At 55.4% G+C, this 13,944-nt stretch carries 12 protein-coding genes; 8 read left to right on the top strand and 4 right to left on the bottom strand.

What is annotated here, in order from left to right; genetic code table 11:
* Window positions 1-140: 140 nt before the first annotated feature.
* On the top strand, window positions 141-1,760 hold the full coding sequence (gene nadB, locus N6P30_RS09150; RefSeq protein ID WP_023294332.1) for an L-aspartate oxidase: 1,620 nt from the start codon (window positions 141-143) through the stop codon (window positions 1,758-1,760).
* On the opposite strand, the gene trmN is transcribed toward nadB, so the two are convergent.
* Window positions 1,745-2,482: a tRNA(1)(Val) (adenine(37)-N(6))-methyltransferase TrmN gene (trmN, locus tag N6P30_RS09145; RefSeq protein ID WP_021241883.1), complete on the bottom strand. Its 738-nt coding sequence runs from the start codon at window positions 2,480-2,482 to the stop codon at window positions 1,745-1,747. The two genes, nadB and trmN, sit on opposite strands and share 16 nt — an antisense overlap.
* A gap of 132 nt (window positions 2,483-2,614) precedes the next feature.
* On the opposite strand from trmN, the gene srmB reads away from it, so the two are divergent.
* Window positions 2,615-3,943 (top strand): ATP-dependent RNA helicase SrmB, encoded by a 1,329-nt coding sequence (gene srmB / locus N6P30_RS09140; RefSeq protein ID WP_008502189.1) that lies wholly within the window; start codon window positions 2,615-2,617, stop codon window positions 3,941-3,943.
* Window positions 3,944-3,996: 53 nt separating this feature from the next.
* On the opposite strand, the gene grcA is transcribed toward srmB, so the two are convergent.
* Complete coding sequence (gene grcA, locus N6P30_RS09135) at window positions 3,997-4,380, bottom strand: autonomous glycyl radical cofactor GrcA (protein ID WP_008502190.1); 384 nt, start codon at window positions 4,378-4,380, stop codon at window positions 3,997-3,999.
* A gap of 313 nt (window positions 4,381-4,693) precedes the next feature.
* On the opposite strand from grcA, the gene ung reads away from it, so the two are divergent.
* Entirely contained in the window at window positions 4,694-5,383 is a 690-nt protein-coding gene (ung, locus tag N6P30_RS09130) for a uracil-DNA glycosylase (protein ID WP_023294333.1), read from the top strand.
* A gap of 40 nt (window positions 5,384-5,423) precedes the next feature.
* Here the strand turns inward: ung and N6P30_RS09125 are convergent, their stop codons facing one another.
* Window positions 5,424-6,524, bottom strand: coding sequence for a tRNA/rRNA methyltransferase (locus tag N6P30_RS09125; RefSeq protein ID WP_023294334.1), 1,101 nt, complete (start codon window positions 6,522-6,524; stop codon window positions 5,424-5,426).
* A 204-nt stretch (window positions 6,525-6,728) separates the two neighbouring features.
* Between N6P30_RS09125 and trxC the strand changes: the two genes are divergently transcribed.
* The 5 genes from trxC to N6P30_RS09095 all read left to right on the top strand — a co-directional run bounded on the left by trxC (window position 6,729) and on the right by N6P30_RS09095 (window position 12,450).
* Entirely contained in the window at window positions 6,729-7,148 is a 420-nt protein-coding gene (gene trxC, locus N6P30_RS09120; RefSeq protein WP_021241886.1) for a thioredoxin TrxC, read from the top strand.
* Window positions 7,149-7,217: 69 nt separating this feature from the next.
* Window positions 7,218-7,916: a tRNA-uridine aminocarboxypropyltransferase gene (gene tapT / locus N6P30_RS09115; RefSeq protein WP_023294335.1), complete on the top strand. Its 699-nt coding sequence runs from the start codon at window positions 7,218-7,220 to the stop codon at window positions 7,914-7,916.
* A 35-nt stretch (window positions 7,917-7,951) separates the two neighbouring features.
* On the top strand, window positions 7,952-10,615 hold the full coding sequence (locus N6P30_RS09110; RefSeq protein ID WP_023294336.1) for a bifunctional acetate--CoA ligase family protein/GNAT family N-acetyltransferase: 2,664 nt from the start codon (window positions 7,952-7,954) through the stop codon (window positions 10,613-10,615).
* A 110-nt stretch (window positions 10,616-10,725) separates the two neighbouring features.
* Window positions 10,726-12,081, top strand: a complete 1,356-nt coding sequence (pssA, locus tag N6P30_RS09100) for a CDP-diacylglycerol--serine O-phosphatidyltransferase (RefSeq protein ID WP_023294337.1) — start codon at window positions 10,726-10,728, stop codon at window positions 12,079-12,081.
* Window positions 12,082-12,126: 45 nt separating this feature from the next.
* The gene (locus N6P30_RS09095) at window positions 12,127-12,450 is read left to right on the top strand and encodes a YfiM family lipoprotein (RefSeq protein WP_008502197.1); all 324 of its coding nucleotides are present in this window, start codon (window positions 12,127-12,129) and stop codon (window positions 12,448-12,450) included.
* Here the strand turns inward: N6P30_RS09095 and N6P30_RS09090 are convergent.
* On the bottom strand, window positions 12,447-13,742 hold the full coding sequence (locus tag N6P30_RS09090; RefSeq protein WP_008502198.1) for an MFS transporter: 1,296 nt from the start codon (window positions 13,740-13,742) through the stop codon (window positions 12,447-12,449). The genes N6P30_RS09095 and N6P30_RS09090 overlap by 4 nt on opposite strands.
* Window positions 13,743-13,944 lie beyond the last annotated feature (202 nt).

Below are 13,944 nucleotides of genomic sequence, written 5' to 3'. Positions count from 1 at the left end.
AAAATAATTTCACTCATTTACCCTCCGTTTACCTCCGCTTACGCGTTTAGCCATTGCAACTCCCGTTAAAAAAAACGTGCGATAAATCGCATTCAGGTGCTATTCTGAGCCAACACTGTTTAGTAAATTAAACAACAATCATGAACACAACACCTGAACTCCATTGTGATGTACTGATCATCGGCAGCGGCGCTGCCGGTCTCTCTCTGGCGCTACGCCTGGCCGAGCATCAAAACGTTATCGTTCTGAGTAAAGGGCCGATAAGCGAGGGTTCCACGTTTTATGCCCAGGGCGGGATTGCCGCCGTGTTTGATGAGACAGACAGCATTGCCTCCCACGTCGACGATACGCTGATTGCCGGGGCCGGGATCGTGGATGCGCACGCCGCAGAGTTTGTCGCCAGCAATGCCCGCCATTGCGTGCAGTGGCTCATCGACCAGGGCGTCTTATTCGATACGCAGGTTCAACCCAACGGTGAAGAGAGCTACCACCTGACGCGCGAAGGCGGTCATAGCCACCGCCGCATCCTGCACGCAGCGGATGCCACCGGAAAAGAAGTGGAGACCACGCTGGTCGGCAAGGCGCTGAGCCATCCTAATATTCGGGTGCTTGAACGAAGCAATGCCGTTGATCTGATTATCTCCGACAAGATTGGCCTGCCGGGCACGCGTCGCGTGGTGGGCGCCTGGGTGTGGAACCGCAATAAAGAGAAGGTGGAAACCTGCCAGGCGAAGGCTGTGGTGCTGGCTACGGGCGGCGCCTCTAAAGTGTATCAGTACACCACGAACCCGGACATTGCCTCCGGAGACGGTATCGCGATGGCCTGGCGCGCCGGCTGCCGGGTGGCGAACCTTGAGTTCAATCAGTTTCACCCAACCGCCCTGTTCCATCCTCAGGCGCGCAACTTCCTGCTGACGGAAGCCCTGCGCGGCGAAGGCGCCTATCTGAAACGCCCTGACGGCACCCGCTTTATGCCGGACTTTGACGCCCGTGGCGAACTGGCCCCGCGCGATATCGTTGCCCGCGCCATCGACCATGAAATGAAGCGTCTTGGCGTGGACTGCATGTATCTTGATATCAGCCACAAGCCAGCAGAGTTTATTCGTCAGCACTTCCCGATGATTTACGAAAAACTGCTCAACCTTGGCATCGATTTAACCCGCGATCCGGTACCCATTGTGCCAGCCGCCCACTACACCTGCGGTGGGGTGATGGTTGACGATCATGGGCGTACCGATGTGGATGGTCTTTATGCTATTGGTGAGGTCAGCTATACCGGCCTTCACGGCGCGAACCGTATGGCCTCTAACTCACTGCTGGAGTGCCTGGTCTACGGCTGGTCTGCCGCAGAAGACATCACGAAACGCATGCCCTACGCCCGCGAAACAGAGCGCCTGCCTGCCTGGGATGAAAGCCGCGTGGAAAATCCGGACGAGCTGGTCGTGATCCAGCATAACTGGCATGAGCTACGGCTGTTCATGTGGGATTACGTCGGGATTGTGCGCACCACGAAACGTCTTGAACGCGCGTTGCGCCGCATCACGATGCTGCAGCAGGAAATTGACGAGTATTATGCCAATTTTCGCGTATCGAATAATCTGCTGGAGCTGCGCAACCTGGTGCAGGTTGCCGAGCTAATCGTTCGCTGCGCGATGATGCGTAAAGAGAGCCGCGGGTTGCACTATACCCTGGACTACCCGGATCAGCTTGCTGAATCCGGCCCGTCGATCCTCGCCCCGCAGCTTTACATAAACAGATAGAACGCCTGGGTCAGGGCAGTGTAATCTTCGGAATAACGCTGGTCTGGCCCACGGATCACCATTCGATCGTTAAAGCATTCCCCCTCTTTCGGCGAGAGCGCCAGCAGCACGCGGTGCGGCAGTCGGCCTTCGGTATCCGAAATGTCGGTACGCAGACGCAACGTCCAACCGATCTCCTGCGCGATACCGATGAACGTGTTGCCCGTACTCTCAGGCAGGACCACGCAGAAAAAACCCTCTTCGGAGATAAGCTCGGCCGCGCTGGTGAGCAGCGCTTTATGATCGAGGGAACGGGTATAACGCGCCTGTTCGCGCTCGGGTGTCCCGCACTCAACGCCGGGCTCGTAGTAGGGAGGGTTGCTGACGATTAAATCGTAACGCGCGGTTTGTTCAGGCGCCCAGGCGAGCACATCCGCACATTCCACTTTCATGCGGGCTGCCCAGGGCGATTCGGCCATATTGTCACTCGCCTGCTCTGCCGCCTGCGCGTCCAGTTCGACGGCATCAATGGTGACATGCTCGTCCGTGCGCTGCGCCAGCATCAATGCCACCAGCCCGCTGCCGGTACCGATATCAAGAATACGCTTAACCCCTGCGACAGGCGCCCACGCTCCCAGTAAAATACCGTCTGTACCGACCTTCATGGCACAGCGATCGTGAGCGACAAAAAATTGTTTAAACGTAAAACCATCGCGGCGCAGTTGCGCTTTGAGTTGAGACATGTCGGGGCAACCTTCTAAGTGAAACTGGAGTAGCATAGGGGAAAGCGAAGTGGCCGAAAAGCGATATCCATACAAACAGATGAAGATTACAGCCGTAACGTCTATAATCAGCGCCCCACACAGAGGTAGAACATGACTGTAACGACTTTTTCCGAACTTGAACTCGATGAAAGCCTGCTCAATGCACTTGAGAGCAAAGGCTTCACACGCCCGACCGCCATTCAGGCAGCGGCCATTCCGCCTGCGCTTGAGGGCCGCGATGTGCTCGGTTCTGCGCCAACCGGTACGGGGAAGACTGCAGCCTATTTGCTGCCTGTGTTGCAGCATCTGCTCGACTTCCCACGCAAAAAATCTGGCCCGCCGCGTATTTTAATCCTGACGCCGACGCGCGAACTGGCCATGCAGGTGGCCGATCACGCGCGTGAACTCGCGGCAAATACTCATCTGGATATCGCCACCATCACCGGCGGCGTTGCGTACATGAACCACGCCGAAGTGTTCAGCGAAAACCAGGACATCGTCGTTGCGACGACGGGCCGCCTGCTGCAGTACATTAAAGAAGAGAACTTCGACTGCCGCGCGGTTGAAACGCTGATCCTCGATGAAGCCGACCGCATGCTGGACATGGGCTTCGCACAGGATATCGAGCACATTGCAGGGGAAACGCGCTGGCGTAACCAGACGATGCTGTTCTCTGCCACCCTCGAAGGGGAAGCGATCAAAGACTTCGCAGAGCGTCTGCTGGAAGATCCGGTGGAAGTCTCGGCGACGCCGTCCACCCGAGAGCGTAAGAAGATCCACCAGTGGTACTACCGCGCGGACAACCTTGAGCACAAGGTCGAATTGCTGAAACACCTGCTGAAGCAGGAAGATGCGCTGCGCACAATCGTATTTGTGCGTAAGCGCGAGCGCGTGCACGAGCTGGCTGAGATGCTGCGTAACGCCGGGATCAACAACTGCTATCTTGAAGGCGAGATGGCGCAGATCAAGCGTACCGAAGGCATTAAGCGCCTGACCGACGGTCGCGTTAACGTGCTGGTTGCCACAGACGTTGCCGCTCGCGGGATCGACATTCCAGACGTCAGCCACGTCATTAACTTCGATATGCCGCGCAGCGGCGATACCTATCTACACCGTATTGGCCGTACCGGCCGCGCGGGCCGCAAAGGTATTGCGATTTCACTGGTCGAAGCGCATGACTACCTGCTGCTGCAGAAAATTGGCCGCTATGTTGACGAGCCGCTGAAAGCGCGGGTTATTGATGGCTTGCGCCCAACCACACGTGCGCCGAGTGAAAAAATGACGGGTAAACCGTCCAAGAAAGCGCTTGCGAAACGTGCTGAGAGAAAAGAGAAAGAAAAAGAGAAACCGCGCGTGAAGCAGCGTCACCGCGATACCAAAAATATTGGTAAACGCCGTAAGCCAAGCTCTGCCGCATCAGAGACAAAAACGGAAGAGTAAAAAAAAGCCGGGGACAATCCCCGGCTTTTTTATTCACCCCCGTAGCTGAAGCCTTACAGGCTTTCAGTAAAGGTACGCGCGATAACGTCGCGCTGCTGTTCTGGGGTCAGAGAGTTGAAGCGTACCGCATAGCCGGACACGCGAATGGTCAGCTGCGGGTATTTTTCTGGGTGCTCAACCGCGTCCATCAGCGTTTCGCGGCGCAGTACGTTTACGTTCAGGTGCTGACCACCTTCCACGCGCACTTCCGGTTTCACTTCCATTGGAATTTCACGGTACTCGATTTCGCCCAGTTTGCTCACCGGCACGATTTCATCTTCAGCAAAACCCGCTTTCGCGACGACACAGCGCGCTTCGTTTTTCTCGCTGTCCAGCAGCCAGAAAGAGTTGAGCAGATCGTCATTTGCAGCTTTAGTAATCTGGATACCTGTAATCATGTGTTGCCTCCCTAGGCTACATTAACTGATGTCGGCCTCTCGCGGCCAATTGGTAAAACCATTGTTTCTTGTGTGTATATATATCATTCACACCTCGGTGATTTATTGATTTAAATCAACAAAAACACCAACCACATAAAGAGTGTGGTTTGAATTTATTGCTTTAGATCAATTTTATAACCTTACCAATTCAATTTATCCTGCACATTTTCAACATAAATTTAGCCACTTAGCGCACATTTCGGCGTGGAATTTTGCTCACCGGGCTTTAGCAGGTAAGCTAGTCAGAGATTGAGATTCGCAGGAGAGCGAGATGACGACACCTTTAACCTGGCATGACGTGCTGGCAGAAGAAAAGCAGCAGCCCTATTTTATCAATACGCTCAACACCGTTGCGGCTGAGCGTCAGTCCGGACAGACGATTTACCCACCGCAGAAAGATGTGTTCAACGCCTTTCGCTACACCGAACTGAGCGATGTGAAAGTGGTCATTCTGGGCCAGGATCCCTATCACGGTCCGGGCCAGGCGCATGGGCTGGCATTTTCCGTACGTCCGGGCGTGGCGATCCCCCCTTCTCTGCTCAATATGTATAAAGAGCTTGAAGGAACCGTGCCCGGGTTTACCCGACCAAACCACGGCTACCTGGAAAGCTGGGCGCGCCAGGGCGTGCTGTTATTGAACACGGTACTCACCGTGCGGGCCGGCCAGGCGCACTCGCATGCCAGCCTGGGCTGGGAGACGTTCACCGATAAAGTCATCAGCCTGATCAACGAACACCGTGAAGGGGTCGTGTTTTTACTCTGGGGATCGCATGCGCAGAAGAAAGGGGCGATTATTGACCGCCAGCGTCATCACGTGTTGAAAGCGCCGCACCCGTCACCGCTGTCTGCACATCGCGGTTTCTTCGGCAGTAATCATTTTGTTCTGGCGAACGAATGGCTGGAAAAACGTGGCGAAACGCCAATTGACTGGATGCCTGTGTTACCGGCAGAGAGCGAGTAGTATTTGAATGTGCCGGGTCAGGCCCGGCACATGAAGAGGCTTATGCCTTATTCTGACGCCACCATTCGGCCAGCAGTACGCCGGTTGCAACGGATACGTTCAGACTTTCCACATTGCCTGTCCCATCGATTGAGACGCTCAGATCCGCACTGGAGAGCGCCGCATCAGACAGACCATCGCGTTCCTGACCCAGCACCAGCACCATCTTGCGTGGCAGCGTCGCTTTAAACAGCGGCGTACCGGCATGGCTCGAGGTAGTCACGATGGAATAACCCGCTTTACGGAACTGCTCAAGGGCATCCAGCACGCTATCGCCGGTGATCGGCTGTACGTGCTCGGCTCCGCCTTCCGCAGTACGGATCGCAGCGCCGGATTCCAGCAGCGCGGCATCCTGCAGCAGTACGCCTTTCACGCCAAAGTGCGCGCAGCTACGCATGATTGCGCCCAGGTTATGCGGGTTGCCCACATCTTCCAGCGCCAGCACGCAGTCATCGGCATCCGCCTGACTGACCCACTGCTGAACGGTGGTGCCGTTACGTTTTTTGATCAGGAAGCAGACGCCGCCGTGGTGTTCGGTACCGGATGCTTTGGTCAGCTCGGCATCATCAACCACGTGGTAGGCTTTGCGGTTTGCCGCCATCCAGCGCAGCGCTTCTTTAAAGCGCGGGGTTACGCTCTGGATGAACCAGGCGCGGACGATACATTCAGGACGGCTCTGGAACAGCGCCTGGCAGGCGTTCTCGCCATACACGCGGGTCTCTTCCGCACGCTGACGGCGCAGCACTTCCGGGTCGATAAAGCTTTTACCACTGATACCGCCGTGATCGGCCTTTTCTGGCGTTTCGTCGCCAGGGGCACGAGAAACGGTGCGCCACGGGGAGGCGTTATCACGTGAGAAGTCATCCCGCGGACGGTCATCGCGTTTGCGATCGTCACGCTTGCGGTCATCACGTTTGCGGTCATCACCGCGGTTGTTTCTGTCATCGCGGGCGGGGCGACGGCCACCGTCTGCACGAGAAGACGCCGGACGCCCGCCACCTTTTCCGGTACGCGGATTTTGGGTGCGTTTATCAGAGTCATCATCACTGCGGACATACATCACTTTGACCTTGCCGCTTTTGTTTTTCATTTCGTCGTTCATGCTTTTCTCCACCAGCGCTGCGCGAAGCGCGCAGATTACCCGATGTGCCAGCGCATAGCCATAATTTCGTACAAAAGCCTGTGACTATTGTTCTCATTGAATAAAACGCATTGTTGTTTCAAACAGGCTCATTGATAATATGTAACATATTAGAAACATTATCGGCGTCTTGCCGCTGTCCCACGGCTCTATCAGAGGTTAGTTATGAATACCGTATGTGCCAACTGTCAGGCTCTTAACCGCATTCCGGACGATCGGATTGAAGATGGTGCGAAATGCGGACGTTGTGGCCATGAATTGTTTGATGGCGATGTCATTAACGCGACGGGTGCTACGCTGGACAAACTCCTCAAGGACGATCTGCCTGTCGTAGTGGATTTCTGGGCGCCCTGGTGTGGCCCATGCCGAAGCTTCGCGCCGATCTTCGAAGACGTGGCCGAAGAACGCAGCGGGAAAATACGTTTCGTTAAGGTCAATACTGAAGCTGAACCTGAACTGAGCGCCCGTTTTCGCATTCGCAGCATCCCGACGATTATGATTTTCAAAAAGGGTGAAGTGGTCGACATGCTCAACGGTGCGGTGCCTAAAGCCCCGTTTGATAGCTGGCTTAACGAATCACTGTAACATTCACGGGGCACATCTTGTGCCCCGTTCCCGCCTCTGCGAAAATAGGGTTTTTCCTGCATTTCGCCCATGACTGATAACGCTGTTCTTCAATTACGCGCCGAACGCCTTGCGCGCGCCACCCGTCCGTTCCTCGCGCGCGGAAACCGTATTCGCCGCTGTCAGCGCTGCCTGCTGCCGCTGAAGGTTTGCCTGTGCGAGACGCTGGCTCCGAGTACGGCCCAGAGCCGCTTTTGTCTGGTCATGTTTGATACCGAGCCGATGAAGCCCAGCAATACCGGTCGCCTGATTGCCGATATTCTGCCGGATACCGCGGCATTTCAGTGGTCCCGTACTGAGCCCCCTCAGGCCCTGCTCGACTTAGTGGCAAGCCCGGACTATCAGCCGATGGTCGTTTTCCCTGCGTCATATGCAGGTGTCGATCGCCAGGTGCTTTCGACGCCGCCATCCGGTAAACCGCCGTTGTTTATTATGCTGGACGGCACCTGGACCGAAGCGCGAAAAATGTTTCGTAAAAGCCCTTATCTCGACGCACTGCCGGTGATTTCTGTCGATCTGTCCCGCGTCTCCGCCTACCGTCTGCGTGAAGCGCATGCTGACGGGCAATACTGCACTGCCGAAGTGGCCATTGCGCTTCTGGATCTGGCGGGTGATACCGCTGCGGCTGGCGCCCTGGGCAACCATTTCTCCTGTTTCCGGGAACGCTATCTGGCAGGAAAAACCGTTCATAAGGGCAGCGTCACAGCAGCCGAGACGGAAAGCGTTTAAAATCATCAGGTCGCTTGCATTCACAGGAGGCCTGCATGAGCCAGCGAGGGTTAGAAGCGCTACTTCGTCCTAAATCCATTGCCGTCATCGGCGCATCAATGAAACCGGATCGTGCTGGCTATCTGATGATGCGCAACCTGCTGGCCGGAGGATTTAATGGCCCCGTCATGCCCGTCACGCCCGCGTATAAGGCGGTTCAGGGAGTGCTTGCATGGCCTGATGTACAGAGCCTGCCTTTCGTACCGGATCTGGCCGTACTGTGTACAAACGCGAAACGGAATCCGGAGCTGCTGGAATCGCTCGGCAAGAAAGGCTGTAAAACCTGCATTATTCTCTCGTCTCCGCCTGAACAGAAAGCCGAGCTTCTGGCCTGCGCCAGCCGCTATCAAATGCGCATTCTGGGACCAAACAGTCTCGGCCTGCTCGCCCCCTGGCAGGGCTTAAATGCCAGCTTCTCTCCGGTTCCGATCCGCAAAGGCAAGCTCGCGTTTATCTCGCAGTCGGCTGCGGTATCGAACACCATCCTCGACTGGGCGCAGCAGCGTGAAATGGGATTCTCCTACTTCATTGCTCTCGGCGACAGTCTGGATATCGACGTTGATGAGCTGCTGGATTTTCTGGCGCGCGACGGTAAAACCAGTGCGATTCTGCTTTATCTTGAGCACCTCAGCGACGCGCGTCGTTTTGTCTCGGCGTCGCGAAGCGCGTCGCGCAATAAGCCGATCCTGGTAATCAAAAGCGGGCGCAGCCCAGCGGCTCAGCGTCTGCTGCAGTCGCATTCCGGCATGGATCCCGCCTGGGACGCCGCTATTCAGCGCGCGGGTTTGCTGCGGGTACAGGATACGCACGAGCTTTTTTCCGCCGTTGAAACGTTAAGCCATATGCGCCCGTTGCGCGGCGAGAAGTTAATGATTGTCAGTAACGGCGCCGCTCCTGCCGCACTCGCGCTGGATGAGCTGTGGCGGCGCTTCGGCAAGCTGGCCACGCTGAGTGAAGAGACGCTGCAGCGCCTGAAAGATGCGCTTCCGACCAGCGTGACGCCCGGCAATCCGCTTGATTTACGCGATGATGCCAGCAGCGAGCGCTATATCAAGGCCATTTCCATTTTGCTGGATAGCCAGGATTTCGACGCGCTGATGATTATCCACTCCCCTAGCGCGGTCGCGCCGGGCAGCGAAAGCGCGCGCGCGCTCATTGAGGCCGTGCGCAACCATCCGCGAGGCAAATATGTCACCCTGCTCACCAACTGGTGCGGTGAGTTTTCTTCGCAGGAGGCGCGACGCCTGTTCAGCGAAGCCGGACTGCCAACCTACCGCACGCCGGAAGGCACCATAACCGCGTTTATGCATATGGTGGAATATCGCCGCAACCAGAAACAGCTCCGCGAGACGCCGGCGTTGCCCGGGAATTTGACGGCCAATACCGTTGACGTTCACCGGCTGTTGCAGCAGGCGATTGAAGAAGGCGCGACGTCGCTGGATACGCATGAGGTCCAGCCCATTCTGGGCAGCTACGGGATGCAGACCCTGCCGACCTGGATCGCCAGCGACAGCGCTGAGGCCGTGCATATTGCCGAGCAGATTGGCTATCCGGTTGCCCTGAAGCTGCGTTCGCCGGATATTCCGCATAAGTCTGACGTTCAGGGGGTGATGCTCTACCTGCGGACGGCGGCAGAGGTGCAGCAGGCAGCCGATGCCATCTTCGATCGGGTCAAAATGGCCTGGCCGCAGGCAAGGATCCACGGCTTGCTGGTGCAAAGCATGGCTAACCGCGCAGGCGCTCAGGAGTTACGCGTGGTGGTCGAACACGATCCCGTCTTCGGCCCGCTCATCATGCTGGGTGAAGGCGGCGTGGAGTGGCGCCCGGAGGAGCAGGCCGTGGTGGCGTTACCGCCGCTGAACATGAACCTGGCGCGTTATCTGATCATCCAGGCGATTAAAAGCAAAAAGATCCGCGGCCGGAGCGCGCTACGTCCGCTTGATATTGCCGGGCTAAGTCAGTTCCTGGTACAGGTCTCTAACCTGATTGTGGATTGTGCCGAGATCCAGCGGCTGGACATTCATCCGCTGCTCGCCTCCGGCAATGAGTTTACGGCGCTGGACGTGACCCTGGATATCGCGCCATTCGAAGGAGACAGCGAGAGCCGTCTGGCGATCCGCCCGTACCCTCTGCAGCTGGAGGAGTGGGTTGAGATGAAAAATGGGGAACGCGCCCTGTTCCGCCCTATTCTGCCGGAAGATGAGCCCCAGCTGCGGGCCTTTATCTCTCAGGTCACGAAAGAGGATCTTTATTATCGCTATTTTAGCGAAATCAACGAATTTACCCACGATGATTTAGCCAATATGACCCAGATCGACTACGATCGAGAAATGGCGTTTGTTGCCGTTCGTCGCGCCGATGAGGGTGATGAGATCCTCGGCGTCACGCGTGCGATTTCTGACCCGGATAACGTCGATGCGGAGTTTGCCGTGCTGGTACGCTCCGATCTTAAAGGTCTGGGCCTGGGAAGACGACTGCTGGAAAAACTCATCAGTTATACGCGAGATCACGGATTGTTACGCCTTAATGGCATTACTATGCCTAACAATCGCGGTATGGTGACCCTGGCGCGAAAACTTGGGTTTGACGTTGATATTCAGCTGGACGAAGGTATTGTTGCCTTATCCCTCAGTCTGACATCAGCAGACAAACGCGAGTAAGCTACTGGAAATGTTACCCACTTTGGACGGGACTGGTGGTATCATTGTCCGCTTATGTTGTTTGCATAGTACAGACAACCCTTCAATGAACAGAGAAGAAACGCACTGTGATGTTGTCAAAATTTAAGCGTAATAAACATCAACAACACCTTGCTCAACTACCGAAGATTTCTCAGTCAGTTGATGATGTAGAGTTCTTTTACGCTCCCGCTCATTTTCGGGAGACGCTTCTGGAAAAGATTGCCAGCGCCACGCGACGCATTTGCATTGTGGCACTGTATCTTGAACAGGATGAAGGCGGGCGCGCGATCCTGAACGCGCTCTATGAAGCCAAACGTCAGCGTCCGGAACTGGATGTTCGCGTGCTGGTAGACTGGCATCGTGCCCAGCGTGGCCGTATTGGCGCTGCAGCATCAAACACCAATGCTGACTGGTATTGCCGCACGGCGCAGGAAAATCCTGGCGTTGACGTGCCTGTTTATGGCGTCCCGGTGAATACCCGTGAAGCGCTCGGCGTTCTTCATTTCAAGGGGTTCATCATTGATGACAGCGTGCTTTACAGCGGCGCCAGCCTTAATGATGTCTACCTTCATCAGCTCGATAAATATCGCTATGACCGCTACCATCTGATCCGTAATCCGCAGATGGCCGATATCATGTTCAACTGGGTTGATAAGAATCTGGTTCATGGCCGTGGCGTTAATCGTCTTGACGATCCCGAGCGCCCGAAAAGCCCGGAGATCAAAAACGATGTTCGCGCCTTCCGCCAGGAGCTGCGCGATGCGGTCTATCATTTCCAGGGCGATGCGAACAACGAAGAGTTATCCGTTACCCCGCTGGTAGGGCTCGGCAAATCAAGCCTGCTGAACAAAACGATCTTCCATCTGATGCCGTGTGCGGAGCAGAAACTGACTATCTGCACGCCATACTTCAACCTTCCTGCCGTGCTGGTGCGTAATATCATTCAGCTGCTGCGCGAGGGTAAAAAAGTGGAAATCATCGTGGGTGATAAAACGGCAAATGACTTCTTCATTCCCGAAGATCAGCCGTTCAAAATCATTGGTGCGCTGCCTTATCTCTATGAGATTAACCTGCGTCGTTTCCTGAGCCGCTTACAGTATTACGTCAACACTGACCAGCTGGTTGTGCGTCTCTGGAAAGATGAAGACAATAGTTACCATCTCAAAGGCATGTGGGTCGACGATGAGTGGATGCTGCTGACAGGTAACAACCTGAACCCGCGCGCATGGCGACTGGATCTGGAAAACGCTATCCTGATTCATGACCCGCAGCATGAGTTAGCCGCCCAACGTGAACGCGAGCTGGAGCTGATTCGCACCCATACGACCGTCGTGAATCACTACCGCGAACTGCAGAGCATTGCCGATTATCCGGTAAAAGTTCGCAAGCTTATTCGCCGCTTACGTCGTATCCGTATCGACCGACTTATCAGCCGTATTCTGTAATATCCAGGCCCTGTCACCCGCAGGGCTTTTTTATGGAGCCCGTTGATGCGTATTCCTCTGGTACTGAGTGTGCTCTTCCTGAGTGGCTGTAGCCATATGGCTAACGATAGCTGGTCCGGACAGGACAAAGCACAGCATTTCCTCGCTTCCGCGATGTTGTCCGCAGCCGGTAATGAATATGCCCAGCACCAGGGATACAGCCGGGATCGTAGCGCGGCGATCGGGTTAATGTTCTCAGTAGGTCTTGGGGCATCAAAAGAACTGTGGGATAGCCGCCCCGCAGGGAGCGGCTGGAGCTGGAAAGATTTCGCCTGGGATGTCGCCGGCGCAACGACCGGCTATGCCGTATGGCAGATGGCGCGCTATTAAAGTCGAATGCCTTTCCCTTTGCGATGCAGCATCAGGGAGACAACAAACGCCAGTGCCCCCATTCCCGTTACGTACCAGAAGAATGTCGTTTCGCTTCCCCATGATTTAAGCGACAGCGCGACGTACTCCGCCGATCCGCCAAACACCGCGTTGGCTACCGCATAAGAGAGCCCCACCCCTAACGCACGGACCTGCGCCGGGAACATCTCGGCTTTCAGTATCCCGCTGATGGAGGTATAGAAACTGACAATCACCATCGCCACCATCACCAGCGCAAAGGCGGCATACGGTGAAGAGACATGCTGAAGCGCTGTCAGAATGGGAACGGTACATAATGCCGATAATCCGCCAAAAATGAGCATTGAGGTACGTCGGCCAATTTTGTCCGAGAGAGCACCGACGATCGGCTGTATGAGCATAAAAACAAACAGCGCCGCGGTCATGACCACACTGGCGACGTTTGCGTGCATGCCGGTGGTATTCACCAGGTACTTTTGCATATAGGTGGTGAAAGTATAAAAACTGAGAGAGCCGCCCGCAGTGAAGCCAAGAACCATGAGGAAAGCTTTGCGGTTACGCCATAACCCTTTGAATGTTCCCGCCTCCTTCAGCATCCGGACCTCTTTCTGAGAGGTTTCATCTAACTGACGGCGTAGCCAAAGTGCGACAATCGCCAGCACTGCCCCCATTGCGAAAGGAATTCGCCATCCCCAGGCATGAAGTTGTTCGTCCGTCAAAATCTGCTGCAGGATCACCACCACAAGAATGGCCAGCAGTTGACCGCCAATCAGCGTGACGTACTGGAATGAGGCGTAAAAACCTTTACGGCCTTCCAGGGCAATTTCGCTCATGTAGGTCGCACTGGTACCGTATTCACCGCCCACCGATAATCCCTGAAATAAGCGGGCCAGCAAAAGTAGCGCCGGTGCCCAGGTGCCAATCGATTCATATCCCGGTAAGCAGGCGATCACCAGCGAGCCAAAGCACATCATACACACCGAGATCAGCATCGAGGCCTTACGCCCTCGACGATCCGCAATACGGCCGAACAGCCAGCCCCCGATGGGTCGCATTAAAAACCCTGCGGCAAAAACCCCAGCCGTTTGTAGCAGCTGTGTAGTGGTGTTGCCGGATGGGAAGAAAATATGTGCGAAGTAGAGTGAACAGAATGAGTAGACGTAAAAGTCGAACCATTCAACCAGATTCCCTGAAGAGGCGCTGATGATTGCCCATACCCTTCTTCGGGTATCACTGTGAGCCAGCGTCCCGTGTGATGTCATGCTTTCTGTCATTGTGATTATGCTCCTGCCATAAACTGCGGCGTATTGAGCCAGAAGGCTCAATAACCTCGTAAATGAAATGTTATAATTTTGTTATAAATAACATTGCGACAGGGATCACACATTCCATTAGCAGGATAAGGGATTAAGAGAAAGGCCAGGGTGGAGATAAAAGCAAAAAACCCCGCACCTTTCGGTACGGGGTTCTTCTTGT

The organism is Enterobacter sp. PL1 (genome assembly GCF_945957325.1).
Classification (GTDB): Bacteria; Pseudomonadota; Gammaproteobacteria; order Enterobacterales; family Enterobacteriaceae; genus Enterobacter; species Enterobacter roggenkampii.
The sequence above is the reverse complement of the archived record's forward strand: the minus strand, read 5'-3'. Positions and strand labels throughout refer to the sequence as shown.

Bases quoted from the DNA above. Each gene is read 5' to 3' on its own strand.
- trxC (WP_021241886.1), top strand. From the start codon at position 6,729: ATGAATACCGTATGTGCCAACTGTCAGGCTCTTAACCGCATTCCGGAC.
- grcA (WP_008502190.1), bottom strand. From the start codon at position 4,380: ATGATTACAGGTATCCAGATTACTAAAGCTGCAAATGACGATCTGCTC.
- nadB (WP_023294332.1), top strand. From the start codon at position 141: ATGAACACAACACCTGAACTCCATTGTGATGTACTGATCATCGGCAGC.
- N6P30_RS09125 (WP_023294334.1), bottom strand. From the start codon at position 6,524: ATGAACGACGAAATGAAAAACAAAAGCGGCAAGGTCAAAGTGATGTAT.
- N6P30_RS09090 (WP_008502198.1), bottom strand. From the start codon at position 13,742: ATGACAGAAAGCATGACATCACACGGGACGCTGGCTCACAGTGATACC.
- trmN (WP_021241883.1), bottom strand. From the start codon at position 2,482: ATGTCTCAACTCAAAGCGCAACTGCGCCGCGATGGTTTTACGTTTAAA.
- srmB (WP_008502189.1), top strand. From the start codon at position 2,615: ATGACTGTAACGACTTTTTCCGAACTTGAACTCGATGAAAGCCTGCTC.
- ung (WP_023294333.1), top strand. From the start codon at position 4,694: ATGACGACACCTTTAACCTGGCATGACGTGCTGGCAGAAGAAAAGCAG.
- pssA (WP_023294337.1), top strand. From the start codon at position 10,726: ATGTTGTCAAAATTTAAGCGTAATAAACATCAACAACACCTTGCTCAA.
- N6P30_RS09095 (WP_008502197.1), top strand. From the start codon at position 12,127: ATGCGTATTCCTCTGGTACTGAGTGTGCTCTTCCTGAGTGGCTGTAGC.
- N6P30_RS09110 (WP_023294336.1), top strand. From the start codon at position 7,952: ATGAGCCAGCGAGGGTTAGAAGCGCTACTTCGTCCTAAATCCATTGCC.
- tapT (WP_023294335.1), top strand. From the start codon at position 7,218: ATGACTGATAACGCTGTTCTTCAATTACGCGCCGAACGCCTTGCGCGC.